Source organism: Tolypothrix sp. FACHB-123 (assembly GCF_014697075.1).
Taxonomy (GTDB): Bacteria; Cyanobacteriota; Cyanobacteriia; order Cyanobacteriales; family Nostocaceae; genus Aulosira.
In genome coordinates this window covers 84,573-110,006 of record NZ_JACJRE010000023.1, presented here as the reverse complement: position 1 = coordinate 110,006, position 25,434 = coordinate 84,573, and the positions used below count along the sequence as shown (strand labels likewise).

21 protein-coding genes are annotated in these 25,434 nt (G+C 41.3%); 12 read left to right on the top strand and 9 right to left on the bottom strand.

All coding sequences use genetic code 11. The features are described 5' to 3' along the window. Positions 1-127: 127 nt before the first annotated feature. The 4 genes from H6G41_RS16935 to surE all read right to left on the bottom strand — a co-directional run bounded on the left by H6G41_RS16935 (position 128) and on the right by surE (position 4,695). Entirely contained in the window at positions 128-1,036 is a 909-nt protein-coding gene (locus H6G41_RS16935) for a MoxR family ATPase (protein ID WP_190747365.1), read from the bottom strand. Between the two features lie 160 nt (positions 1,037-1,196). Then, positions 1,197-2,306, bottom strand: a complete 1,110-nt coding sequence (locus tag H6G41_RS16930; RefSeq protein WP_190747356.1) for a bifunctional riboflavin kinase/FAD synthetase — start codon at positions 2,304-2,306, stop codon at positions 1,197-1,199. Positions 2,307-2,720: 414 nt separating this feature from the next. Beyond that, positions 2,721-3,605: an MBL fold metallo-hydrolase gene (locus H6G41_RS16925; protein ID WP_190747355.1), complete on the bottom strand. Its 885-nt coding sequence runs from the start codon at positions 3,603-3,605 to the stop codon at positions 2,721-2,723. 292 nt (positions 3,606-3,897) lie between these two features. After that, positions 3,898-4,695 (bottom strand): 5'/3'-nucleotidase SurE, encoded by a 798-nt coding sequence (gene surE, locus H6G41_RS16920; RefSeq protein ID WP_190747354.1) that lies wholly within the window; start codon positions 4,693-4,695, stop codon positions 3,898-3,900. A gap of 249 nt (positions 4,696-4,944) precedes the next feature. Here surE and pheS point away from each other — a divergent pair, with 249 nt between their 5' ends. The 3 genes from pheS to H6G41_RS16905 are packed head-to-tail and all read left to right on the top strand — an operon-like array spanning position 4,945 to position 6,453. Beyond that, positions 4,945-5,937 carry a phenylalanine--tRNA ligase subunit alpha gene (pheS, locus tag H6G41_RS16915; RefSeq protein WP_190747353.1) on the top strand — a complete coding sequence of 331 codons (993 nt, stop codon included), beginning with the start codon at positions 4,945-4,947 and terminating at the stop codon, positions 5,935-5,937. A 19-nt stretch (positions 5,938-5,956) separates the two neighbouring features. Beyond that, on the top strand, positions 5,957-6,172 hold the full coding sequence (locus H6G41_RS16910) for a hypothetical protein (protein ID WP_190747352.1): 216 nt from the start codon (positions 5,957-5,959) through the stop codon (positions 6,170-6,172). Next, positions 6,169-6,453 carry a type II toxin-antitoxin system mRNA interferase toxin, RelE/StbE family gene (locus H6G41_RS16905; protein WP_190747351.1) on the top strand — a complete coding sequence of 95 codons (285 nt, stop codon included), beginning with the start codon at positions 6,169-6,171 and terminating at the stop codon, positions 6,451-6,453. The genes H6G41_RS16910 and H6G41_RS16905 overlap by 4 nt, the downstream gene beginning before the upstream one ends. A gap of 68 nt (positions 6,454-6,521) precedes the next feature. Here H6G41_RS16905 and H6G41_RS16900 read toward each other — a convergent pair whose 3' ends face one another. Further along, positions 6,522-7,979 carry an ATP-dependent DNA helicase RecQ gene (locus H6G41_RS16900; protein WP_190747350.1) on the bottom strand — a complete coding sequence of 486 codons (1,458 nt, stop codon included), beginning with the start codon at positions 7,977-7,979 and terminating at the stop codon, positions 6,522-6,524. Between the two features lie 128 nt (positions 7,980-8,107). Here H6G41_RS16900 and H6G41_RS16895 point away from each other — a divergent pair, with 128 nt between their 5' ends. Both H6G41_RS16895 and H6G41_RS16890 read left to right on the top strand, forming a co-directional pair. Next, complete coding sequence (locus tag H6G41_RS16895) at positions 8,108-8,545, top strand: GNAT family N-acetyltransferase (protein WP_190747349.1); 438 nt, start codon at positions 8,108-8,110, stop codon at positions 8,543-8,545. Positions 8,546-8,754: 209 nt separating this feature from the next. Further along, positions 8,755-10,482 (top strand): MHYT domain-containing protein, encoded by a 1,728-nt coding sequence (locus tag H6G41_RS16890; protein ID WP_190747348.1) that lies wholly within the window; start codon positions 8,755-8,757, stop codon positions 10,480-10,482. 186 nt (positions 10,483-10,668) lie between these two features. On the opposite strand, the gene H6G41_RS16885 is transcribed toward H6G41_RS16890, so the two are convergent. After that, complete coding sequence (locus H6G41_RS16885) at positions 10,669-12,273, bottom strand: 2-isopropylmalate synthase (RefSeq protein WP_190747347.1); 1,605 nt, start codon at positions 12,271-12,273, stop codon at positions 10,669-10,671. A 96-nt stretch (positions 12,274-12,369) separates the two neighbouring features. After that, entirely contained in the window at positions 12,370-12,891 is a 522-nt protein-coding gene (locus H6G41_RS16880; protein WP_190747346.1) for an NYN domain-containing protein, read from the bottom strand. A 366-nt stretch (positions 12,892-13,257) separates the two neighbouring features. On the opposite strand from H6G41_RS16880, the gene H6G41_RS16875 reads away from it, so the two are divergent. The 4 genes from H6G41_RS16875 to H6G41_RS16860 all read left to right on the top strand — a co-directional run bounded on the left by H6G41_RS16875 (position 13,258) and on the right by H6G41_RS16860 (position 19,262). After that, positions 13,258-13,473, top strand: coding sequence for a hypothetical protein (locus tag H6G41_RS16875; RefSeq protein ID WP_190747345.1), 216 nt, complete (start codon positions 13,258-13,260; stop codon positions 13,471-13,473). Positions 13,474-13,823: 350 nt separating this feature from the next. Then, positions 13,824-16,157, top strand: coding sequence for a serine/threonine-protein kinase (locus H6G41_RS16870; RefSeq protein ID WP_190747344.1), 2,334 nt, complete (start codon positions 13,824-13,826; stop codon positions 16,155-16,157). A 144-nt stretch (positions 16,158-16,301) separates the two neighbouring features. Continuing rightward, complete coding sequence (locus tag H6G41_RS16865; protein WP_190747343.1) at positions 16,302-17,654, top strand: histidine phosphatase family protein; 1,353 nt, start codon at positions 16,302-16,304, stop codon at positions 17,652-17,654. A 330-nt stretch (positions 17,655-17,984) separates the two neighbouring features. Next, on the top strand, positions 17,985-19,262 hold the full coding sequence (locus tag H6G41_RS16860) for a dihydroorotase (RefSeq protein WP_190747342.1): 1,278 nt from the start codon (positions 17,985-17,987) through the stop codon (positions 19,260-19,262). Between the two features lie 153 nt (positions 19,263-19,415). Here H6G41_RS16860 and H6G41_RS16855 read toward each other — a convergent pair whose 3' ends face one another. Then, positions 19,416-19,790 carry a hypothetical protein gene (locus H6G41_RS16855; RefSeq protein WP_190747341.1) on the bottom strand — a complete coding sequence of 125 codons (375 nt, stop codon included), beginning with the start codon at positions 19,788-19,790 and terminating at the stop codon, positions 19,416-19,418. 487 nt (positions 19,791-20,277) lie between these two features. Then, a complete protein-coding gene (locus H6G41_RS16850; RefSeq protein WP_190747340.1) occupies positions 20,278-23,853 on the bottom strand; it encodes a CHAT domain-containing protein in 3,576 nt (1,191 codons plus the stop codon). Positions 23,854-24,005: 152 nt separating this feature from the next. On the opposite strand from H6G41_RS16850, the gene H6G41_RS16845 reads away from it, so the two are divergent. From H6G41_RS16845 to H6G41_RS16835, 3 genes are all read left to right on the top strand, one after another. Next, entirely contained in the window at positions 24,006-24,599 is a 594-nt protein-coding gene (locus tag H6G41_RS16845; protein ID WP_190747339.1) for a diheme cytochrome c, read from the top strand. A gap of 96 nt (positions 24,600-24,695) precedes the next feature. Next, positions 24,696-24,953: a hypothetical protein gene (locus H6G41_RS16840; protein WP_190747338.1), complete on the top strand. Its 258-nt coding sequence runs from the start codon at positions 24,696-24,698 to the stop codon at positions 24,951-24,953. Continuing rightward, positions 24,943-25,308, top strand: coding sequence for a type II toxin-antitoxin system RelE/ParE family toxin (locus tag H6G41_RS16835; RefSeq protein ID WP_190747337.1), 366 nt, complete (start codon positions 24,943-24,945; stop codon positions 25,306-25,308). The genes H6G41_RS16840 and H6G41_RS16835 overlap by 11 nt, the downstream gene beginning before the upstream one ends. Positions 25,309-25,434 lie beyond the last annotated feature (126 nt).

The window sequence follows — 25,434 nt, the reverse complement described above, 5'->3', positions numbered from 1 at the left end:
TAATATTTTTTTCGTTGACGGTTGACGGTTGACCGTTGACTGTATTTACCGAACTATTTTAGAGATAATTGTGTTTAAAATAACAAAACCCGCATGAGCGGGCTAAATAGAAGATGAAAGCACTTATTTAGGGAATAGGTTGCGATCGCAATAATCGCTCAACTACACTGCGAGAACTGCGCCCGCCTCTTGTAATTAAGCGATGGCCTAGCACATGGGGCACAAGAAATTTCACATCATCGGGGATGGCATATTCACGCCCTAAAATAAAAGCTAGGGCTTGGGTGGCTTTCTGTAACGCTACCGTACCACGCGGACTCACACCAAGAGAAATTTCTTCATCCTGCCTTGTCGCCCGCACCAAATCTAAGATGTATTGCTGTAAAGCTGGTTCTACCCTCACTTGCGAACACAGTTGCCGCAATTTCGTCACTTCGTCTAAGGTAATACAAGGTTGCAAATCTTCAGTCTTGATATGATGAGCCAGATTTTGCAGCATTTGCAGTTCTTCTGACTCTGAAGGATAGCCCAAACTCAAAGACAGCATAAACCGATCCATCTGCGCTTCCGGTAAAGGGAAAGTCCCTTGATACTCAATAGGGTTTTGAGTAGCGATCGCAAAAAAAGGCATAGGAACAGCACGAGAAACCCCATCAACGGTTACCTGATGTTCTTCCATTACCTCTAACAACGCTGACTGAGTGCGGGGTGTAGCGCGGTTGATTTCATCAGCTAACAACACATTAGCAAAGATAGGCCCAGGAAGAAAGCTAAATTCACCGCTTTTTGGGTTCCAAATGTTAGTACCTGTAACATCAGTTGGCAATAAGTCAGGGGTACATTGTAGCCGTTGAAACTTACCATCAATAGAACGAGCTAAAGACTTAGCTAACAGGGTTTTACCAACACCAGGAACATCTTCTAATAAAGCATGACCACCGCCAAAAAGAGCAACCAGCACCAAACGTATTGCTTCAGTTTTACCAACGATGGTACGAGACAGGTTTTGTGTTAAAGCGTCAATTTTTTCTCTCATGCACCAGGATTGGGTGTATAGGGCATTGGGCATCCCTTCGGCTGCGCTCAGGGTAGGTGGGCATTAAAACTCTTCAAATTCTCTAACCCCTTTAGGCTGAGCGGAGCCGAAGCCTAGCCCCTAGTCCCCTTTATTGTTCCCAACCAAGCTGCACAACTCATCATGGAAACAGCAAAACTTGTTTAGCGATATTGCAATCTAGTTGAATTTGTGCTTTGAGTGCTTCTAGAGAAGAAAATTTTTGTTCGGGGCGTAAAAATTGTACAAGTTGCACGGCCAGCTTTTTATCATACAAGTCTCCAGCCCAATCAAATAAATGGACTTCCACTGATGTATTGGTACCTGCAACGGTGGGACGGTTACCGATATTCATCACTCCCAATAGGGGGACAGATGTATCTGATGTTTGCTCTGTGAGGAAAACGCGCACAGCGTAAACACCAAAGCGGGGCAAAAACTTATCCTTTGGTAGTTGCAAATTCGCGGTAGGAAAGTCAATAGTTCTGCCCAGTTGTTGACCTTGAATCACTACACCAAAAAGAGTGTAAGGCCTACCTAACAAAAGATTTGCGTTTTTGACATCGCCATTTTCTAAGGTTTGGCGGATTAGCGAAGTGCTAATTGGTAGGTCTGGTGTAGGTGGAAGACTGGCACAATTATTTTCCTGTGGTAATTCAGCCTTACCTGTATATTTTTCTAAGGTAACTATTGTCACAGGGATATCATATTTTGCGGCGAGTAGTTGTAAATCCCTGGCTGTACCTGTACGCTGTTTGCCAAAACAAAAATCTTGTCCAACACTCAGTTGCTGACATCGCAGTTGTTGCACGAGAATTTTTTCTACAAATTCTTCGGGAGATAAAGCTGATAATTCTTTATCAAAGGGCAATAGTACCAGCTGTTCTATGCCGAGCGATCGCAATTGTTCAACTTTTTCATCAAGTGGAGTTAACAACGCCCGGGGTTGTCCTGTGAAAAACTCCTGTGGATGGGGATGAAAAGTAACAACAGTAGAGTATATGTGGTTTGTTGCTTGGGGTGCTGGCGTTTTACAGTCTGTGGGTGAGAGTTCGCGCAAATTTCTCTCATCTGCGCCTAAAGTCCTCTGCGAGACTTGTTTGTTTGCTAGCTGCAAAACTGGTTGAATCACTCTTTGATGGCCAAGATGCACACCATCAAATTTGCCAAGAGCAACAGCCGTTGGCGTGAGCAGCCCTTCGGTCGCAGAAGCAACCCACACAGAACACCCATTTTGAGACAAATTTAGCACTTGGATTCTGGGATTTTAGGTTTATTTAGCTATCAGCCACAAGCTACCCGATGGATAACCGCCTAGAGGAGGAAATGCGATCGGCTCTTCCTGGGATTTCACACCAATTATCCAAAATTCATTTCTCGATCCAAAATTACCAACCTTGATTAAATATTAGGTTTTTTAATTTTGAATCAGCGAATTTGGAATCAGCGAACTCCCTCAAGACATTTTGGGTTGTGGCGAGGAATTGACCCGCAAAAGCCCTCACAGAGTTACTCTCAGATATTTTTGCTTTTAGGAGTGAACCCGCAAAGCGTGTCCTCCAGTTTTCGCAGTTTACCTCAAAGGTTACTCTCATGCTGAGAACTTCCGATCACCAATCTAATCTAAAATCTCGAATCGCTGCGACTGCAACCTTGGGACAGAAAATTAGCTTACTGATAAAGATTCCGATAAAGGCAGAGAAACGGGCACATTCAGTACCATTCCTTCCCTGGCCATGATTGCATTCGGAAATTCCTCAGCCGCTTGTTTGCCCACATTGTCTAAAAAATCATCGTTATGTGCGGGGTCATGGTGGAAAATTACTAGAGTCTTGACATTAGCAGCTTTAGCTAGTTTGACTGCTTCTTGCCAAGTGGAATGACCCCAACCGATTCTGGGTGATGTAGGAGAATGGTATTCTTCATCAGTATAAGTAGAATCGTAGATGAGGATGTCAGCATTTCGAGCTAGCCACAGGACATTTTCATCCAGACGATCGGGAAAATGTTCTGTATCAGTAATGTAGACAGCAGCGCCATCAAGCCAGTTGACTCGATATCCCACCGCTTCACCTGGATGGTTGAGTGGTGCTGTTTCCACAGTAATGTCATGAATATGTATTGGTTGCCCAGGAGTAATGTCACAAAAATTCAAATTAGCCTGCATAATTTGCAAAGGCACAGGAAAATTTGGGTGGAGCATTTGGTCATTCAGGCGCTGTTCGATGGTAGAACCATCAGGAGCAATTGCACCGTAGATCTTAAAACTGTTTCCCTTCACAAACCCTGGTGCAAAGAAAGGAAATCCTTGCATGTGATCCCAGTGGGAGTGAGTGAAAAATAGATGACCTTCCAACGGCATTTGTGACAACAAAGATTGCCCCAAAACATGTAGCCCAGTTCCACCATCGAAAATTAAGCGGTTACCACCTACTTGCATAGCGACGCAAGGAGTGTTACCGCCATAACGCACGGTATGTGGCCCTGGACTGGGGATGCTGCCGCGAACGCCCCAAAATTGCACGGTAAATTGGTTTTCTAACCTAGACATGGGTGTTGCTTTCTGGACTGAGCGGGCGATCAATAAAACAAATTGTTACTTATTGTTATTCAGTTTATGCGGTCTTACCATTTTAATAGAGGAGAATTTCTTGGTAAAACAGCATACACTTTTTCAGGCTAGTTTTGTGAACCTGAGTGAGAGATTACTAAGCACAAGCCCTAAGTTAATGGGACTTAGTTAGCAGTGATATCAACAGCGCTCCTACTTTATAGCCTAAATTTGGGGAGAATGTATTTAAATACCTCCAGAGTTTCAAAGTTTTCTTAAGGACACAAAGTTTTTACTTAAATTTAAATTCCCACTCCGCTAATTGGTCAATGCCACTTGCGTAGGTGAGGTTGTATTGTAATGGCGTTATACTAATGTAATTTTTACGGATAACATGCACGTCTATGGGGATGTTCTGAGGTAAATTTAAACCTTCTGGGGGTTCTATATCCTCAAGAACTTCGCCTGTTAACCAGTAGTAGGTTTTACCACGAGGATCGACGCGCTTGTCAAAAACATCCACATAGCGCCGTACTCCCTGACGCGCGATCGCGACTCCAGCAATTTCTTCCCATTTAACTGGGGGAATATTTACATTGAGTAACATTAACTCTGGGAGCGGTTTGACAGCCAGTTGGGCTACGAGAATTTGGGCAAAGCGAGCAGCAGCTTGAAAGTCTTTATATGTATGACTGGCAAGGCTGAAAGCTATACTGGGAAGACCTTCAATTATACCTTCCATAGCGGCAGACACGGTTCCGGAATAGAGAATTTCTGTCCCTAAATTAGCGCCTTGATTAATTCCAGACAGTACTAAGTCGGGGGGAGATTCTAACAAAGCCCAAAGCGCCAATTTCACACAGTCTGAGGGCGTACCATCGCAAGCCCAAGCTTTGACATTTGGATGAAAAATTGACTCGACAATTTCAGCGCGAATTGGTTGGTGTAAGGTTAATCCATGACCAGTGGCCGATCGCTCTCGGTCTGGGCAAACTACAGTCACATCATGGCCAGCCTCTGCTAAACTGTTGGCTAAGGTACGAATACCTAAAGCAGAAACTCCGTCATCATTGCTAATGAGTAATTTCATGGTGATTGGTCATTTGTCATGGGTCATTTGTCATTAGTTATTTGTTATTGGCCATTTGTCAATGTCGAGGGTCACAAATAGCAGACAAAAAACAGATGCAAACACTGAATCCCCTATAAACTGGTAAACAGAGGTTTGGTTTTAACTCTGACCTTGGGTGATTTAATGGCATACTACTAGGGTTATTTGCCGACAAGTCCAAAAATTTGGACGATTGACTATTGACCATTGACTCTTGAGTATTAACTAATGACTAGCAATTTAGAGGCTCAACTTTTAGCACTACGGCAGGAAGGAGAACAAGCGATCGCAGCTGCTGATACCTTAGAACGCCTAGAAGAACTCAGAGTCAGCTATCTGGGTAAAAAAGGGCAACTAGGGGCACTTTTGCGCAGTATGGGGCAGATGAGTGCAGAAGAACGCCCGAAAATTGGAGCGATCGCCAATACTGTTAAAGAATCTTTACAAGATAGTTTAGATAAGCAGCGCACCGCTTTAGAAACTGCGCAAATTCAAGCCCAGTTAGAAGCGGAAACACTGGATGTAACTATGCCAGGAATTTTCAGCCCCCAAGGTCGAATTCACCCCCTCAATGGTATTATTGACCGGGCGCTGGATATTTTTGTGGGCATGGGCTACACTGTGGCGCAAGGGCCGGAAATGGAAACAGATTATTACAATTTTGAGGCGTTGAATACTCCGCCTGACCATCCCGCCCGCGATATGCAAGATACATTCTACTTGCCTGATGGTAATCTGCTGCGGACTCACACATCCTCAGTCCAAATTCGTTACATGGAAACTGAAGAACCGCCAATTCGGGTAGTAGCGCCAGGACGAGTTTATCGCCGGGATAACGTCGATGCGACACACTCAGCCGTTTTCCATCAAATAGAACTTTTAGCCATTGATGAGGGGTTAACATTTACAGACCTCAAAGGCACAATTAAGGTATTTTTACAAGCTATATTTGGCGATTTACCAATTCGCTTCCGTGCAAGTTACTTCCCCTTTACCGAACCTTCTGCGGAAGTGGATTTGCAATGGAATGGTCGCTGGCTGGAAGTGATGGGTTGTGGGATGGTCGATCCGAATGTTTTAAAATCTGTAGGTTATGACCCAGAAATTTATACTGGGTTTGCGGCTGGTTTTGGTGTAGAACGTTTTGCGATGGTTTTACATCAAATGGATGATATTCGTCGTTTATACGCCAGCGATTTGCGCTTTTTACGCCAGTTTTAGTCATTAAAAGGTAACAATAATGACCCAAATCTCCAGGTTTAATCAAATTCTAGAAAGCGTTGAAAACTTATCAGCAGATGAACAAGAAGCATTAATTGATGTGATACGTCATCGACTCAAAGAACGTCGTCGTGATGCAATTGCGGCGAATATCGCTCAAGCGCAGGTAGAATACGCATCTGGTAAGATTTTTCGGGGAACCCTGAGTCAAATCATGGATGAGTTACGCAAATGAGAAATCTGGTTCTGACATCATCGTTTAAACGAGCATTTAAGCGATTGGTACGACGACAACCAGAATTAGAACAGCAAATTGAAGAAAGATTGGCAATTTTAACAGCCGATCCATTTGATCCACTATTGCAGACCCATAAGCTTAAAGGCAAGTTGTCTGGGGCTTGGGCTTGTTCAGTGGAGTATGATTGTCGTATTGTTTTCAATTTCGCAGAAAATCCGGACTCAGGTGAAGAGGAAATTGTGCTAATTGATATTGGCACTCATGATGAAGTCTATTGATTGGTAGCTGAGATTTTGGTACTTTCCTTTTGTTAAGGTGGAACTGAGTTCCACCTTTTATATTTTAATTACGAACTACGAATTAATAAACAGCGATCGCAATGTCCACAACGCCAGTTAGCTGCTTCTTTGTCAAAACCAAAGGCGGTTAATAAAAATTGCCAGCGACAATGTTTACTATGTAAATATTGATGCATTTGCTTGGCGGCTGCAAGTTGGTTTACTGGTTGTTTGTTGACTCCTGGCTGAATTTGATAATGAAATGGGTCAAGCCAGTTTAATTGACCGCTACTATGGAGTAAAGAAAGAGCGATCGCACCTTGGGGAAATTGTCGCGCTACAGTATTCACTTCTCCTCGTTTGGGTAGTTTTTTGATTAATTGCTGTGCAGTTTGTTGTTGCGATCGCATTTGTTGTTCAAAAAACTCCTGTCTCTGCTTATCTTCCCCATCTAACCATCCTGTGGGTTCGCTGATTAACGTTAAAGCTTCGGCTGGTTTCCCATCTCTCCCAGCGCGCCCAATTTCTTGCACATATTCCGAAAGCAGCAAGGGTGCGTGATAATGTATAACCCAACGTACATCTGGTTTATTAATCCCCATACCAAATGCACAGGTACATACCACAAACGGCATCTTACCACTTAACCAGCTAGTTTCCACAGCGCGGCGTTCTGTTGCACTCAACCCAGCATGGTACGCAGCTGTAGCATAACCCATTTCCGTAAACCATGCGGCTAAAGTCTCGCTATCACGGCGGGTGCGCACATAGACTAATCCGGCTTGTTGCGGTCGATTTTGGATAAATTTGCGTAATTTCTGCTTTCTCCCTCTCGGAGTCCAAGCTATGCAGACGTTAAGATGCAGATTCGCACGGTAGGGATTGAGACGATAAATATCTGGTTGTTGTAATTGTAAAACTGTGGCGATGGTTTTTTGCGCCACAGGGTCAGCAGTGGCGGTAAAAGCTGCTACGCTAATTTTCGTTCCGACTGGTTTCGATTTCAGTAAAGCTGGGCGCACTGCACCTAATCTGCGATAAGCTGGACGAAAGGTTTCACCCCACTGCACTAAACAATGGGCTTCATCGAGAATGATGCCGTTAATCTGCAATTGCGGCTGAGATAAAATTTCCCAAACTGGCGCACTCAGTAAAGTTTCTGGTGATAAATATAATAACCTGAGTTTCTGTTGTGCTAATGCTTGCATTGTTAAACGACGTTGGGATGCTGGTAATTCGCTATGCAACAATGCGGCGCTGAGGTTTAACTGTCGTAGTTCCTGTACTTGATTTTCCATTAACGCCACTAATGGGGAAACTACCAAAGTTAATCCTGTTTGGAGCAGTGCAGGAAGTTGAAAACAAATCGACTTTCCCCCGCCTGTGGGCATAATAATTAAGGCATCTTTTTGAGCTAATAAACTGCTGACAATTTCTCCCTGTGGGGAACGAAAATCATCATAGCCCCAAATTTTTTTGAAGGTATCCAAAACTAAATTCCAAGATGTGGTACCTATTTGATTCATAATTAATAATAGATATATCCCTGCTCTTGCTGAATATAGCCTCTTTGATTCAGCTAACGTTTCAGTAGTTTCATCATTTGCATCTACATATCTCAGATAAATTTATCGGTAAATATCTTGAGGTCGCTATGAATGAAGATTTAAAACATAGATTTTATATCAGCCTAGATAAATCTAAACTGAATATCCCCATGATTCATAATTTTCTTTGCAGTGCTGATTTAGCAGAAAATATGCCCTTAGAAATTTTAGAAAAATCAATTCAAAATTCTTTATGCTTCGGACTTTACGAAGATGAACAACAAGTAGGTTTTGCTAGGGTAATTACTGATTATGCTACTTCTGCTTTGTTAAAAGATGTGTTTATTCTTGAGCCTTATCGCAAACAAGGTTTAGGCAAATGGTTTGTCCAGTACATTTTGGGATATCCAGAATTACAAGATGTTCCCAAATGGTTTTTAGGAACCAAAGATGCTCATGGCTTATACCGACGTTGTGGGTTTAAAAACTTAGCAGCACCAGAAAAAATGATGATGCGGTTACATTCTCACGCTACTCAGTATTAGGGTAATTACTGTTGGACATAATTAAATAAAGCAAACACAAGATAAAGATTAGTTGTGATTTTTTGTGAGAAAATGGGAATTATAAGGATTGGTTTTTTATTGAGCAATTATTAATTTTTTAAAAGCTCATATTTTCTTTATTTTTTCTTTATAAAATTGGCACCCGTGCTGATGATTAATTTTGCTTGAAGAAAAAATAAATTCATTGTATGAGTACACTTATAACTGGTAGTTATGACATTCGATTATTAATTCTTTCAATAGCGATCGCACTACTGGCTGCTTACACCAGCTTGGATTTAGCTGAACGAGTGCGCACATCAACAGGTTACGCGCAAATCGGCTGGTTAATTGGCGGTGCGATCGCAATGGGAACTGGTATTTGGTCTATGCACTTTGTCGGTATACTAGCCTTTCATTTACCAATTCCGATAAAATACGATATCTTCACTGTGCTGATATCAATTTTCGCAGCTATTTTCGCCTCAGGCTGTGCTTTATTTGTTGTCAGTCGCGAAGTGATGGATATTTCTAATTTACTTGCTGGTAGTCTGTTGATGGGGCTGGGTATCACCACCATGCACTACACGGGAATGGTGGCGATGCGTCTGAATGCGAGTATTCATTACAACTATCTATTAGTAGGAATTTCCGTAGCGATCGCCTTTATCGTTTCTTTCGCAGCTTTATGGTTAGCATTTCATCTACCCGATCGGCATACTCTGGCTTATAGAAGGCAGAAAATAGTCAGTGCCATGATTATGGGTGCAGCTATCCCCAGCGTACATTATACCGGAATGACCGCTACTAGCTTTCATGCGATCGCAGTATTACATACACCTTCAGCGATGACTGTTGATGCTGCTGCGCTAGCTACAACTATTGGTATCGTCACCTTTGCAATTTTAGGATTAGCATTAATAATTTCCTTAGAGACAACAGCAATTGAAAGAACAGTAGCTTTAGCTAATCTCGAACATGAAACTATCCAACGTCAACAGATAGAAAAATATTTCCAGCAGCAACAAGCAAGTAAACTAGAACAAGCTTTACAAAAATTGCACCGCACTCAAGCCAAATTAGTGCATACAGAAAAAATCTCTTCTTTAGGACAATTAGTTGCAGGTGTCGCCCATGAAGTAAATAATCCCGTACATTTTATCTCTGGTAATTTGTCTCTGGCTAACGACTATATCCAAGATTTAATTAATTTACTTAACCTTTACCGCCAACAATTTCCCGAACCTGGTAAGGAAATTGAAAAGCAAGCAAAAGCTATTGATTTAGAATTTTTATTAACAGATTTACCCAAAATGATTTCTTCGATGCAGTTGGGTTGCGATCGCATTCAAGAAATTATGGAATCGTTGCGCAATTTCTCGCGCATAGATGGAACTGATAAAAAAACCGCCGATATTCATCAGGGAATTAACACTACTCTGATGATTTTAAAACATCGTCTCAAAGCTACAGCAAATCGTCCCGCTATTCAAGTTGTCAAGCATTATGGTAACTTGCCTCAAGTTGAGTGTTACATGGGACAAATCAACCAAGTTTTGATGAATTTGTTCGCCAATGCGATTGATGCTTTAGAAGAATCAAATAAAGACAAAAGTTTTGTCGATCTAGTTGAGCATCCGAATGTAATTACAATTACTACTAGTAGCGAGGATAATTATATAATTATCCAAATTGCCGATAATGGTACAGGAATGTCAGAAGAAGTGCGATCGCAATTATTTGATGCTTTCTTTACCACGAAATCAGAAGGCAAAGGTACAGGTTTAGGATTAGCAATTAGTCATCAAATTATCACAGAAATTCACGCTGGCAGTTTGCATTGCGTCTCATCTTTAGGACAAGGTACAGAGTTTATTATTCAAATTCCTCTAGTCACAGCAACTTCCCCCCACTCTCCATCCAAACTCTGCTTTTAAAGCAAAAAATATGGGTATTTCTCTCTGCATCTGGTGCGCCCTCTGCGGTTAAAAATTAATTTATGAACCACAGATAATAAGAGATTACAGCATAATTGATTGTGTGAAAACGTTTATCTACCATAAAAATAACCCTTGCAATTCTCCAATTAAGAATAATTGCAAGGGCTAAAAGTTAAGATTTATCTAGACTTTTTGGGGAGTTGCTTCTTCCGCCTTTTCTTTACTTTGCAAAGAAGCATACAACCTATTCAGTGCATTCACGTAAGCCTGCGCCGAAGCTACAATAATGTCTGTATTGGCTGCATGACCTGAGAATATGCGCGATTCATGCTTTAACCTGATAGTTACTTCGCCAATCGCATCAATACCTGCTGTAACTGATTGTACAGAAAACTCAATCAACTGGTTAGGTACGTTAACTACACGGTTAATTGCCTTATAAACTGCATCCACAGGCCCGGTACCAATGGCGGCGTCGGTTAATTCTTGACCTTCGGGAGTGCGCAAGGTGACTGTGGCGGTAGGTTGGGCGTTGCTTCCACAGGAAACTTGCACCAATTCTACTTTAAACAAATCCGGGGCTTGTTGAATTTCATCGTTGACGATCGCTTCTAAATCCCAATCGGAGATTTCTTTCTTTTTATCAGCAACTTCTTTGAATCTGACAAAGGCTTTATTCAATTCGCTTTCAGAAAGTTCAAAGCCCAATTCTTTTAAGCGGGTGCGGAAAGCGTTTCTTCCAGAATGTTTACCCAAGACGATTTGATTGTCTGTTAAACCAATCAATTGGGCATCCATAATTTCATAGGTCAGCTTGTTCTTTAATACACCATCTTGGTGAATGCCGGATTCGTGGGCAAAGGCGTTAGCCCCGACTATGGCTTTATTTGGCTGCACTAGCATCCCGGTTAAATTAGACACCAGGCGTGAAGATCTATAAATTTCCTTGGTGTCGATATTTGTCAGAGATTGTTCAGAATCGGCTGGTCTACCCAAGAAGGGATTAAAATATTGTCGCCGGACATGCAACGCCATTACCAATTCTTCTAAAGCGGCATTACCTGCACGTTCGCCAATACCGTTGATGGTACATTCTAATTGTCTCGCGCCATTCTTGACTGCTTCCAAGAAGTTAGCAACGGCTAAACCTAGGTCGTTATGTCCGTGAACGGAAATAATCGCTTTGTCAATGTTGGGGACATTTTCTTTTATCCCCTTAATTATTGCCCCAAATTCGCTGGGGGTTGTGTAACCCACAGTATCGGGAATATTAACTGTTGTTGCACCAGCTGCGATCGCTCTTTCTAATACTTGGTACAAAAATTCTGGATCGGAGCGTCCGGCATCTTCTGGGGAAAATTCTACATCATCGGTGAAGCTTTTGGCATAGGCGACCATTTCTTCGGCGATCGCAATTACTTCTGACTTGGTTTTTTTCAGCTTGTACTTGAGATGAATATCAGATGTGGCGATAAATGTGTGAATTCTGCCTTTCGCTGCTGGTTTAATCGCTGCGGCTGCGGCTTTGATATCATCATGCTTGGCTCTGGCTAAACTACAGATTACCGGGCCATTTTCTGTACCGACGACTTGGGCGATTTTGTTGACAGCTTCAAAATCTCCCGGACTTGCAAATGCAAAACCCGCTTCAATTACATCTACCCCAAGCCGCGCCAACTGCTTGGCTATTACTAGCTTTTCATCTATATTTAAGGTCGCTCCCGGACATTGTTCGCCATCGCGCAATGTCGTATCAAATATGATAATTCGCTCTGGTTGGCTGCTCATTTTCTCTTTGTTTAGTTTAGGGTGGACTTTTTGCTATAACTACACTTTGATTTTAGGTTTTTTACTATTTACATTTGTAAATATTTATTAACTATATTAGGCTTCAGTTTTTTCTATGCGGTCTCTAATATCATTCAAATCTATATATCTATCAGTAGCATTACGTAATTCTCTGGCGATCATGCCTTCTGTGGAAACTACAGTAATATGTGTATTTTTTGAGCGTAATAGTTCAATTGCCCGTTCAAAATCGCCATCGCCGCTAAATAAAACTACTCTATCGTATTGGTCTACTGTATTGAACATATCTACAACAATTTCAATATCTAGATTAGCTTTTTGCGAGTACCTCCCAGAAGAATCATCATAATATTCTTTGAGAATTTTCGTGCGGACTGTATATCCTAAACTAATCAGAGCATCGCGGAAACCTCGTTGATCTTGTGGGTCTTTTAAGCCAGTGTACCAGAAGGCATTAATTAAGGTTGTTTCTTGTTGTTCGTTTTTAAAATATTCTAATACTCGCCTGGGGTCAAAAAACCAGCCATTTTTTTGCTGAGCATAGAACATATTGTTTCCGTCTACAAAAATAGACAGACGATTCATAGGAGATACCATAAAAAATTACACCTAAATAATAGAAAAGAATTTTAGATTGAACAATAGATTATAGCAATTATCAATCGCCCAATTTGCTAATATCTATAAAGTGTATCTTCATGTATAGCTTTTATCTTAACCCCTTTTAATTCATTAATAATGGTGGCAACATTAGAGCATATCCTGGAGGCTCTTAGTTTTGCATCTCAGGTACTACAAGCGTTACCCTACGATCAAAATCTACCAATAAATTAGACTTAATAACAGTAATCTTAACTGTATAACAGTTCAGTTTACTCCTAAAGAGGTATAGTGCAACTAGTAGGGGAGAAGGTAGGCTAATGCGCATCTCTAATTTTTGCCATCATCAACAGGACACAATTTTTGTGGTATATCGGTGTTGCAGCAGTGACAGAAGTTGCTAAAAATAAACTTCTGTTAAAAATCCTCACGCCACTAGTAGATAAGGATTTTGTCAGTAGTCAATGGCAAATATATATTGAGATCGTTAACTCAGGGAGGGCTATGAAACCAGATGCCAAAATAACTGACCTTCTGGGTGATGCTACGATCGTCACTAATACTGATGTCATTGGCTAAAATAAAGCTGCTGACAAATGACAACTGACAAGCCTTGCGCACTCAACTCGCTATTGGGGGTATAGATTTTGGGTGGGGTAGATCTCATCTCAAGCAAGTGTAAAGGCCAAGCATTTTTAGCTGGGTTCTTGGGAACATTACAGCTTGCAGCTGTTTGCAAGAATGAGGTCAGGATTGTAAAAATAACTAGAGGTAAGCAAAGTAGCGATATTAATAGAAATTTGGGGGAAAATAATCGATAGATAACAAATGTATAAGTTTCTCATTTAAGTCAGATTTCAATGTGGTTGCACTAAAACAGGGTCTGAATAAATAAAAGTTGTTGTACCTTAATCATTCAATAACACGATATGGCAGAAGAACCTACCTCTACCGCAACTAAACAAGATGTCTCTGCTGCCAATGGGCGGTTAAGTAAACCGACAAAAGCAACTTCGACCACTTCAACTTACCGTTCCAAGTTGATAACTTGGTTGGGTCATCTGTTGACTGGTGCTTCAGCAATTGGTGCAGCAATGCTGAGTACTTCTGGTATGGGTATGGTGCAATTGATGGAAAGTCAGGCGATTTCGACTTTTTTTCAGTTGCGGGGGCCAGTAGATCCTCCAGAAGACATTGTGATTTTGGCAATCGACAATCAGTCTGTATCAGTCCCTGAACAGTACTATAAAACAAATCCACAACAGTATGCTTACCTGGAACCACTGAAATCTTTTCCATTTAAACGTGCTGCATATGCCCAAGTTATTGAAAAATTGGTGCAGGCTGGTGCCAAGGCTGTTGCAGTAGATGTTGTATTTGATACTCCAAGTAGTTATGGCCCGGCGGACGATCGCCAATTGCAAGCAGCCTTAGAAAAATACGGTGGTAAAGTGACTTTAGCTGCGCTGTACGAGAACTTTCAAACCCATCAAGGAACCTTCGTCCAGCTAACACAACCGCAGCGGATGTTTCATAAAGGTTCAGTATCAATCGGGACGGTAAATTTTCCCATAGAAGTAGATGGCAAAATTCATCGTTTAGCCAGTGAGTATACGCAGTTATTAACAGCAAATGATTTAATTACTGATAAGGTACCTTCTTTTGATGAAGCAGTACTGAGAGCAGCGCAAATTAATTATCCTCGACCCAAGGGCGATCACATTCATTTTTGGGGCCCGGCGGGGACATTTGAACAGATTCCCTTTTGGTATTTACTCGACCCAGAAAATTGGCAAAACTATTTGCAAAGGGGTAAGGTTTTCCAAAATAAAATTGTGATTATTGGCGCTACAGCCCAGTTAGGCAATGATTTTTATGCAGTAGCGACTGGAAGTAACTGGCTATATCCCGAACGCATGTCTGGAGTAGAAATTCATGCCAATGCGATCGCTACCTTAATGTACGATAAAGCGATCGCCCAAGGCATAACTAGTCCCCCATTACGCGGTTTATTTGTACTAGTTCTAGTTGGGGGTGGCATACTCCTGTTTACCAGAAGCAAGCGCGGGATAACGCGATTTATCTCTAGCCTGGGACTAGCAACGATTTGGGGCGGTATCAGCTATGTATTATTTACATCGGGCAATTTAATTTTCCCCACAACCATACCCATAATTGCGATCGCGTTTAGTGGCTTCACTTATCTAGGAACTGAAATAGTTAGAGAAAGTATTAAAAAACGGCAATTAATCGATATATTTCGCAAACATCAATCTTCGCCAGTAGTGCAAGAAATTATCAGTCAACAAGATGACTTGCAAGACCTTCTCCAGCAACGGAATTTAGCCTTAGCTGGCACAATTCTTGGCGGACGCTATAGAATTGTCAAAGTCCTCGGTTCTGGTGGCTTTAGCGAGACTTACATTGCAGAAGATACCCATCGTCCGGGAAATCCCCGTTGTGTAGTTAAACAGCTCAAACCTGCTAATACTAAATCCACAGGATTGCAACTAGCCAGACGTTTATTTAATTCTGAAGCGCAAACATTAGAAAGATTGGGTACACATCCGCAAATTCCCCAATTATTAGCTTATTTTGAACAGAATGAAGAATTTTATTTAGTTCAAGAATATATATTAGGTCATCCATTAAGCCAAGAATTATCTCCTGGTCAATCCCTATCGGAAAACACTGTCATCGATACTTTAAGAGATTTATTGCAAACATTAGCATTTGTCCATGAAAATAAAGTAATTCATCGCGATATTAAACCTAGCAACATTATTCGTCGCCATTCTGACTGGAAACTCGTGTTAATCGACTTTGGTGCAGTCAAAGACGTATCTGCGCCGCCAATGGAAAATCAAGAACACACCCCCTTCACCATTGGCATTGGCACTAAAGGTTATGCACCCAACGAACAATGTTTTGGTCGCCCCCAATATAGTAGTGACATCTATGCAGTGGGGATGATTGGCATCAAAGCCTTGACTGGTATTTCCCCTCACGAATTTAAAAGGGATAGTGAGGGAGAGTTGCAATGGAGAGATAAAGTAGAAGTCAGCGAACCCTTAGCAGAAATTCTCAGCCAAATGGTATTGGAAGACTATAAGCAACGCTATCAAACTGCAACTGAGGCTTTAATCGCATTTGAGCAGTTGAGCACTTATATTACTAAAAATACTATTAGGCAAAATAATTCATCAATTCCCACTGCACCTTCAGACGATCCAGATGCACCGACTACACCTTGGCAAGATTGATCAAGAAGCAGTGAAGCAGAGATTGTTGCTTTCTTCGATAATTTATATTTTGGAGTTTCCTAACTGCAAGACGCTGTATATTGATAATTCTGCTTACCCAGTTTGCAGTAAAATTAGTCCTTTAGATAGAGGAGGGCAAGATAGATGACAAGAGTCATCATTGTACGCCACGGTCAAAGTAGCTATAACACCGAGCGGCGTATTCAAGGACGCATTGATGCGTCACAATTGACTCAAAAAGGTCAGAATGATGCTACCAAATTAGGCAAGGCCCTCAGTAATATTTCATTCAACGCCATTTACAGCAGTCCTTTACAAAGGGCAAAACAGACAGCAGAAATTATTCATCATGAATTAGCCAATGCTACGGGAAAAGCTGCTGTTATCCAAACTTCTGATAAATTGTTGGAAATAGACTTGCCTTTGTGGGAGAGAATGCTCACATCTGAGGTCAAGGAAAAGTATGCTGAAGATTATAAAACTTGGCACGAACATCCTGACGAACTGCGGATGTTGCTAGAAGATGCACAGGGAACTAAAGAACATTTCCCTGTTGTGTCTTTATACGCCCAAGCTCAAGAATTTTGGCAAGAAATATTACCCCATCATCAAGGCGAAACTATTTTGATTGTGGGGCATAACGGCATTAATCGCGCTTTAATCAGCACAGCTTTAGGCATTCCCCCCAGTCGCTACCATTCCATACAGCAATCTAATTGTGGTATCACAATTTTAAATTTTGCTGGCGGTTTGGCAGATGCAGTCCAGCTAGAGTCTTTAAATCAAACACAACATACAGGCGAAATTTTGCCTTCATTGAGACCAGGACATGAAGGCGTGAGATTATTACTGGTACGTCATGGGGAAACAGAGTGGAATCGCCAAACTAGATTTCAAGGACAAATTGACGTTCCCCTCAACGACAACGGCAGAAGTCAGGCGCAAAAAGCCGGAGAATTTCTGAAAGATGTGGCTATTGATTTCGCTGTTAGCAGTTCTATGCAACGTCCCAAAGAAACAGCAGAGATTATTTTGCAGCACCATCCTAGTATAAAGTTGGAATTGCAAGATGGTTTACGAGAAATTAGCCACGGACTTTGGGAAGGAAAATTAGAAGTAGAAATCGAACAAGAATTTCCCGGTGAATTGGAACGCTGGCGCACAGTTCCCGCCGAGGTGCAAATGCCAGAAGGGGAAAATTTACAACAAGTATGGGAACGCAGTGTTGCAGCTTGGCAAGCCATTGTGCAAGCCGCAGCTCAAAGCCAACTCAAAACAGGCATAGTCGTAGCTCACGATGCTACTAACAAAACTTTACTATGTCATATTCTGGGTTTACCCGCAGATAACTTCTGGAATTTCCGCCAGGGTAATGGTGCAGTTAGTGTCATCGATTATCCATCTGGCCCGGATGGTTTACCAGTGCTGCAAGCGATGAATATTACTACTCACTTAGGTGGTGGGGTATTTGATAAAACAGCTGCTGGAGCATTGTAGAGATTGGTGTTAAGGAAGAGGAAAAGGGGCAGGGGAGAGAAACCTATAGATGAATGTGCATTAAGGCTTCTTCGCCCGCCTGGGCATGAATTCCCAGGCTAATAGCTCAAGTCTACTTTAGTAGACTAAGAATTTTGATGCACATCTAGTCCTCTAAAGATGACTTAAGGGACTTCCAGACAATGAATTACCTAATATTATTCCCCCTGCTCCCTGCTCCCTGCCCCCTGCCTATTTTGCTCTGACAAATTGGATAATTTAATTCTGGAATTTCCTAGATGAAAATAGACTAACAGTTAAAGCACTGATAAATAATAGCTGATAGCTCACATGACAACTGAATTGCTACAACAAGTACGGGTGATAGATCCGGTTTCTGGAACCGACCAAATAGCGGATGTGCTAATTGCTGATAATTATATTCAAGCGATCGCATCTCATATTACCGATGTTAGTTCTGATACTCAAATTAGAGATTGTCGGGGTTTAGTTCTAGGGCCGGGGTTAGTGGATTTGTACAGCCACTCTGGTGAACCAGGGTTTGAAGAACGGGAAACCCTCTGTTCTCTGTTGCAAGCGGCGGCGGCGGGTGGCTTTACCAGAGTTAGTATTTTACCTAATACATCTCCCGCGATTGATAACCCGGCAGTTGTGGCACAGTTGCAGAAGGTGAGGGAAAGGGAAATTGCTTCTGTGTCTTCTGTTTTACCCCAGTTGCAAGTTTGGGGGGCGATGACTTTGGATTTGGCGGGGAAGCAGTTAACGGAGTTGGCAGATTTAGCGACTGCTGGTGTTATTGGCTTTACTGATGGGCAGCCAAGAGAGAATTTGGGGCTGGTAAGGCGGGTGTTAGAATATTTACTGCCTTTTGCTAAACCAGTGGCTTTTTGGGCTTGCGATCGCCAATTGGCTGTGAATGGAGTTATGCGCGAAGGTGCCGATGCATTGCGGTTTGGTTTACCGCCAATACCAGAAAGTGCAGAAACATCTGCGATCGCATCTTTATTAGAATTAGTCGCCAGCATCGGTAATTCTCACGTACATATTATGCGTGTTTCTACGGCACGCAGTGTAGAATTAATTGCTTCAGCTAAGGCATCTGGTTTACCAATTACCGCTAGTACTACCTGGATGCATTTATTATTAGATACCAAAGCTGTTAAGAGTTATCACACCAGCTTGCATTTAGATCCACCCTTGGGTACTCCTAAAGATATGGCAGCGTTACGGGAAGGGGTACGTACAGGAATCATCGATGCGATCGCGATCGATCATGCAGCCTTTACCTATGAAGAAAAAGTCCAAGCCTTTGCAGAAGCACCACCGGGAGCAATTGGCTTAGAGTTAGCATTACCTTTATTATGGCAACATCTAGTTGAGACTGGAGAATTTACAGCTTTAGAATTATGGCGTGCTTTGAGTACAAAGTCAGCAGAATGTTTGCGACAAAAGTTAACTGCGTTGACAGCAAATCAAAAAGCAGAATTAACCCTATTCGATCCGCAGCAGAGTTGGAAAGTTGAAAGTAAAAATTTGCATACACTTTCTAGTAATACACCTTGGTTAGGGCAACAATTGCAAGGGCGTGTTGTGCAGATTTGGTGTTAGTAGGGACAGTACCGCAAGGAACTGAAGTTCCTTGCTCATAGCGAAAATCATCTTTAGATGACTAAATTTCTTTGCATATCCTGAGTCTACTTCAGTAGGGGCGGGTTCACAGATATGATTCCATTATTCACGACTATCTCGCTTAACCCGCCCCTACTGCTTGTGAGAAATGCGGGTAAAGGATGTCAGATTCTTTGGTTGAGAATTGGCTTCAGGCTGAATTGGGGCAAACGCAAGATAGAATAACCCAAGTACTAGCCAAAAAAGCAGGTAAACAAATATCAAAGGCTCATTAATGAACTTCTGAGCCTCATTCACGAGCTTCCGAGCCTCATTAATGAACTTCTGAGCCTCATTAATGAACTTCTGAGCCTCATTAATGAACTTCCGAGCCTCATTCACGAGCTTCTGAGCCTCATTCACGAGCTTCCGAGCCTCATTCACGAGCTTCTGAGCCTCATTCACGAGCTTCTGAGCCTCATTCACGAGCTTCTGAGCCTCATTCATGAGCTTCTGAGGCTCATTCATGAGCTTCCGAGCCTCATTCATGAGTATCAAAGACTGGTGAATAAGTTAGCTTAAGGCAAAATTGGCGATCGCAGCTACCACAATTGAGTTGAATTATAACTCAATACGGTTCAGTTAAGGATAATTGTAGGTTGGGTTGAACGAAGTGAAACCCAACAAACTCCTGGAAATGTTGGGTTTCGTTCCTCAACCCAACCTACGCAACTTAAGGCAAAATTGGCGATCGCACCTACCACAACTGAGTTGAATTATAACTGTCATTGTGAGCGAAGCGTTCGCGTTCGCCTCTCGTTCGCGGTAGCGTTGCATAGCAAAAAGAAGCAATCCCAGCCCTCGCGATTGCTTCTCTTTGCTACATTCGCAATGACGAATTACGAATCAGGAACTTGTACTGAGCAAAGTCGTACCCCTTCGGGGAAGCAAGCTACGCGGAGCGTCTCGTCCCTTGCGCGTCTCCCCTTGGGAGAAGAGAAGTATTACGAATTATCTACAGTCCATTGCCAATTAAAATAAATGGTGCCCAATAATATGGATGGGAATAATTCGTGATATTTCTACCTGGTTTTGTTGATGTACCAGGTACTGGTTCCACATTAATCGCACCCCTATCACCACTTGAATTTGCAGTATTATTACCACGCAACAAACTCAATTGTGCTTGACGCAAAGCTTGGGCTTTTGTCGGTTGATTATCTTTGGCTAAATTTGCATAAAATTGCTGCATCAACAAACTAGTACTAGCATCATCTACCAACCATAAAGAAGCCATTACCGCCTTAGCGCGACGGTTGAGGAAATAAAAGCTGACACCAGGAATTTCTATCCCATCTTTTGCAGTTTCTCCCAGCGCAGTTTCACAAGCTGAAAGTACTACTAAATGTACATCGCTTAAATCTTCTAAGTTATCAATTTGGGGAATTGGTAATTTTTCTCCTGTTCCTAATACCAAATAAGAATCATCTTGTTTTCCAGGAACAAATACACCATGAGTCGCAATGTGCAAAATATTATGTCCCTTGAGATTATCTCGCAAAGTCCGATAATCAAATTCTTTATTCAGGTATTTTTTTCCTGGATAAATACCATTTTGATCGCTGGGTGTTTGGCGAATAATGGCGTCTAATTCGGTGGGGACATTAGGTAAAGGATTAAACCCTGGTACAGCGTTAGATAAACCTAAGCCCAAAACTTTAGTATTTGCTTTTCCTGAAGGTAGACGGGATTCGGTATCTGTTAACCCCGCAGATAACACTGTAGAAATATTATAGTTTTCAATCAGGTATTGTTGACCATCAAATAAAGCGCCTATGGGAATATAACGTGCAGCCCGATCCAACGAAAATACCAGATTTTGAATTTTATTGGCTTTTAATTCTGGTTCTACTGGTTTAATTAACCAATCGTAAAGTTGTTTTCCTGTGGCTTTTAATTCTTGGATATTAGAATTAGGATTTTGTAACAATCTGCGGAATTTATTCACTGTCTCCCGAATTTTTGGTTCGCTTACAGGAACTTCGACACTTTTAACTACACCACCTTTAGATACCCACCAAATCCAAGTTTTATCCTCAACTACAAAGACATTAATTAAAACTGTACTTTCCTGAGATTCGACAATTTTCTTACCCACACTGCGTAAGTCTTGCGCATCTAAAGTACCTCTGTCTTTAGCAAGGCGATCGCGGACATTTTTCTCTAGGTTTTGAATCCTCTGATTAAATTCCGAAATCAAAGCATCTCGTTCATCAGCTAATTTAGTTTTTTCTGGACAATTGGTTTTTTGACATTCATCAAACTTTTGCCCAAAAGCAATCAAACTACCATAATTTTTAATAATCTTCGCTTCAGTGGGAGTTTGTGCTATTGGCTTAGGAGTAGTGCTAGGTTTGCGATTAGCAAATTCGCTTAATTCTTGTACCTTTAACAATTCTAACACTTGACCAGCTTCTACATTCCGCCCTTGGGACATCAATAAATTGGCATATTCCCGGTATATATCAGTAATACTAGTTCTATCAGCATCTTGAATTGCTTGTAGAAGCGATGATTGTAATTCTCGTGATAAACCACGATTTTTTTCCCGCACCTTTTCGATATCGTTAATTGCTTTTTGATAATAAGTTATCGCCGTAGTTGGCTGATTTAATTCTCGATATGTGCGTGCTAAACCTGCATATAATACCGCTCTACTACCCGAAGAATTGATTTGATCAGCTAGAGCCGCAGCTTGATTATAAGTATCAATTGCTTGCTGATATTGTTTAGTCCGTCGATAAAATCCCCCTAAAAATACTAATATCTGTGATTCCGTTTTGACTTCTTTAGTATCCCTAACTACTTGCAAGCTTTTTTGCAAGTAATCAATAGCTTTTTGATTATCATTCAAACCACCATGTCCTATACCTATAAACAGATTATTCAGCATTAACAACTGCTGTTTATAGTAAGGAATCTTGATTTTTGGTATTAGATTTAAACCTTCTTGAGCAAAAGCAATAGTTTTTTGATAGTCGCTTTTAATAAAATGGTTGATACTCAAAAACACCAGAGATATTCCTTCAAATTCTGGGAGATTTTTTAATTTTCGTGCTGTACTTAATGCTTCTTGTGCCAATTGATTAGATTTTTGATATTCTCCTAAATTTATATAAGTAACAGCTAATGTAAATAAAGGTTGAATAATTGCCGAAGGCTCTTTACTTTTTTTAGCTATTTCTAAACTAGCCGAAGCAAACTCAATACTTTTTTGATACTCTTCCAAGCTGTCATAAATGTAAGCTATTCGATTTAAAGCTTCAGATTCGAGTTGGAGATTTTTCAGTTGTTTGGCAATTTTTAAACCTTGTTGCGCGAAAGCTAAACTTTTTTCATTTTCTGCATCAGATACGGCTAAGGAACTAGAAGCACTCGCGAGAGTGAGTAAAATATTTGCTTCCATTTCGGCATTTTTGAGTTCCCGTGCAATGGGTAATGCTTCTTGAGCAAAAGTCAAAGATTTTGCATATTCACCAGAAATGTCATAGGCCTTACTCAATAAAAATGCACTAGTTAATTGAAAGTTTTTCTTGAAGTAATCCGGTGATTGTTTAGTTTTACCTTCCTGGGAAATTTCGGCCATGAATTTCCAGTCATTATCCTTCAGTTTTTGCGTAATTTCTCTAAATTGCTGTCCTAAAACAATAACCTTGGGATAATCTGCGATCGCCTCATAGGAATTTAACAGTTCTCCCATAACTAGAACTTGAAAAATTGTCTGTAATAATTCTGGTGATATCCCTTTAAAGGTTTCACCAACTAAACTGACAAACAAATCTAATTCGACTGGTTCTAGTTTAGTTTCCTGAAATATTTCTAATGCTTGTTGACCTACTTCAATAGCTTGAGGATAATTTTTTTGCTGATTATTAACTGATATTTGACCAAATAAAATAAATCCAACGAAATATTTTGATAATCCGGGAAAGTCAGTTAATAATTGTTGTGTATACTCTTCAACTTTTTTACTATCACCTTTAGCTGTATAAGCTTCTATCAACTGCGGTAAAACCTTAAATTGCAACTCACGGTTTTTCATCTCTTGGGCGATAAGCAAACTCTGCTGTAAGAAAACCAATGCTTTATCGGGTTGCTTGATGCTGTTATGAACAGTACCTAAATTCAGCAGATTTTCAGCCTCTAAATTTCTGTTTTTAATTTCTTGCGCAATTACTAAACTCTGCTGATATAATTTAATAGCTTGAGGATTATTTTTCTTATTAACATAAACAGTTCCTAAATTTTTGAGTGTTTCCCCTTCTCCCCCACGGTTTTTAATTTGTTGATAAATTTTTAATGCTTGTTCTAAAGACTTGATTGCAGCATCAAACTGATTAGCCTTTAATTGAGTAATTCCTTGCTGTAATAATTTATCGGCTTGGGTTTGACGGTTTTGATGCGTTTGAGAAGTTGTATTTTGGGCTAAAGTATCCTTGAGCGCTAGACGGTTACTTGCTGCTGATGCGACGGGACAAGTTAAAGAAAATATTAAAGTAAACAGGGTGAGGGACTGAAAATGGTATGACATAACATTCCTCAAATAGCAGTAATCAAATAGCTCAATCATCTATATCTCCCATACAGGGTGAACATATGCAAAACTTTCCGCGTCCCAGAATCTAGTGATGATTCAAAGACTGTGATATCAGTGCTATAGGGAAATATTTGGGGATGTGAGGAATGTCAAATTTTGTCAAGCGGAGATTGGGTAATAAAGGAAAACGCGATGCCTACGGCTGGCTACGCCTACGCCAAAGCAACAAATTAAAACGTCAACCCTTAGGTTTACTTTTGGTAGTATTGGCATGGAGTCTCGCAATGGGTTGGCTGTTATCCCTAGCTAGCAACGTCCAAGGCGCTACCCCCAACACAGAAATTGGCACTGTTGACGTAGTACCCGCACAATATAAACTGGGGCAAGAATTATATATAGAAAACTGCGCAACTTGTCACATAGCCCTACCGCCAGCCGTTTTACCTAGCCAAACCTGGAAAAATCTTTTAGAAGACTCCCAGCACTACGGCGCACAGCTACAGCCTTTAATCGATCCACCGCGCATTCTAGTATGGAGGTATCTGCAATTCTTCTCTCGTGCTCAACGTAAAGACGAAGAAACACCTTATCGCGTCAAAGATTCTCGTTATTTTAAAGCCCTACATCCCAAAGTCAAATTACCCCAGCCAGTGCAAATTAATAGCTGTGTAAGCTGTCACCCCAGCGCCACTGACTATAATTTCCGTCGCCTGAGTCCGGAGATGGAGAATTCGCCGTAAGGATTTGGAAAGGGGACAAGGGGGACTAATGCCTAATGCCCCATGCCCCATGCCCAATGAGTGTTAGGATCTGCAACAAAATCAAGTAGATAGCAGATGAAAGCGATTGAAGTAACTGGAAAAATTGACGCTCAGGGAAACCTCATTTTAGATCAGCCAATTCAGGGAACAACTTACCCCCATCAAGTCAGGGTGATTGTACTAGTTCCAGAACCAGCAGAAGCAGAAGAGTTAGATCCTGACGATATACCTGTTGAGGAAATTAAAGCCAGCTTGAGGAGAGCCTTACAACAAGCAAAAGCAGGACAACGCATTCCACTATCGGAAATGTGGGAGGGAATTGATGCCGAATGAACATCCATTGGTCTTCATCGATTTAACTCCTGAATATAAACAAAACTTGCGAGACCTTTATAAAAGATTTCGCAATATTCGTTCTGATGTTCAACCGATTATCGAAGAACTACAACAAGGAAATATTTTAGGCGACAGGATTAGCGGTTTAGGCGAGCAGTATGTTGTTTACAAGGTGAGAATCCGCAACAGCAATATTCAAAAAGGTAAAAGTGCGGGATACCGTCTCATTTATCAAGTTGAGTCACCTACAAGTATTTTGCTCTTAACAATTTATGCTAAATCTGACCGAGAAGATATTGACGCCAATGAAATTCGCTCTATTGTAGCTGATTTCTCTAGCGAGCAAAGCTAAGAAGACGGAAGGACACACAGATATAATCAATGCCCAATACCCAATGCCCCATGCCCCAATGGGTGAAATCGCTACTTGAGCATGGTGGGCGTTCTCTGCCCCAGCAGGGGGTGAAATGATACTATT

Bases quoted from the DNA above. Each gene is read 5' to 3' on its own strand.
- H6G41_RS16840 (WP_190747338.1), top strand. From the start codon at position 24,696: ATGAAAGCGATTGAAGTAACTGGAAAAATTGACGCTCAGGGAAACCTC.
- H6G41_RS16910 (WP_190747352.1), top strand. From the start codon at position 5,957: ATGACCCAAATCTCCAGGTTTAATCAAATTCTAGAAAGCGTTGAAAAC.
- H6G41_RS16850 (WP_190747340.1), bottom strand. From the start codon at position 23,853: ATGTCATACCATTTTCAGTCCCTCACCCTGTTTACTTTAATATTTTCT.
- H6G41_RS16855 (WP_190747341.1), bottom strand. From the start codon at position 19,790: ATGAATGAGCCTCAGAAGCTCATGAATGAGGCTCAGAAGCTCGTGAAT.
- H6G41_RS16845 (WP_190747339.1), top strand. From the start codon at position 24,006: ATGTCAAATTTTGTCAAGCGGAGATTGGGTAATAAAGGAAAACGCGAT.
- surE (WP_190747354.1), bottom strand. From the start codon at position 4,695: ATGAAATTACTCATTAGCAATGATGACGGAGTTTCTGCTTTAGGTATT.
- H6G41_RS16835 (WP_190747337.1), top strand. From the start codon at position 24,943: ATGCCGAATGAACATCCATTGGTCTTCATCGATTTAACTCCTGAATAT.
- H6G41_RS16935 (WP_190747365.1), bottom strand. From the start codon at position 1,036: ATGAGAGAAAAAATTGACGCTTTAACACAAAACCTGTCTCGTACCATC.
- H6G41_RS16865 (WP_190747343.1), top strand. From the start codon at position 16,302: ATGACAAGAGTCATCATTGTACGCCACGGTCAAAGTAGCTATAACACC.
- H6G41_RS16900 (WP_190747350.1), bottom strand. From the start codon at position 7,979: ATGAATCAAATAGGTACCACATCTTGGAATTTAGTTTTGGATACCTTC.
- H6G41_RS16885 (WP_190747347.1), bottom strand. From the start codon at position 12,273: ATGAGCAGCCAACCAGAGCGAATTATCATATTTGATACGACATTGCGC.
- H6G41_RS16880 (WP_190747346.1), bottom strand. From the start codon at position 12,891: ATGGTATCTCCTATGAATCGTCTGTCTATTTTTGTAGACGGAAACAAT.
- H6G41_RS16890 (WP_190747348.1), top strand. From the start codon at position 8,755: ATGAGTACACTTATAACTGGTAGTTATGACATTCGATTATTAATTCTT.
- H6G41_RS16895 (WP_190747349.1), top strand. From the start codon at position 8,108: ATGAATGAAGATTTAAAACATAGATTTTATATCAGCCTAGATAAATCT.
- H6G41_RS16925 (WP_190747355.1), bottom strand. From the start codon at position 3,605: ATGTCTAGGTTAGAAAACCAATTTACCGTGCAATTTTGGGGCGTTCGC.
- pheS (WP_190747353.1), top strand. From the start codon at position 4,945: ATGACTAGCAATTTAGAGGCTCAACTTTTAGCACTACGGCAGGAAGGA.
- H6G41_RS16905 (WP_190747351.1), top strand. From the start codon at position 6,169: ATGAGAAATCTGGTTCTGACATCATCGTTTAAACGAGCATTTAAGCGA.
- H6G41_RS16870 (WP_190747344.1), top strand. From the start codon at position 13,824: ATGGCAGAAGAACCTACCTCTACCGCAACTAAACAAGATGTCTCTGCT.
- H6G41_RS16860 (WP_190747342.1), top strand. From the start codon at position 17,985: ATGACAACTGAATTGCTACAACAAGTACGGGTGATAGATCCGGTTTCT.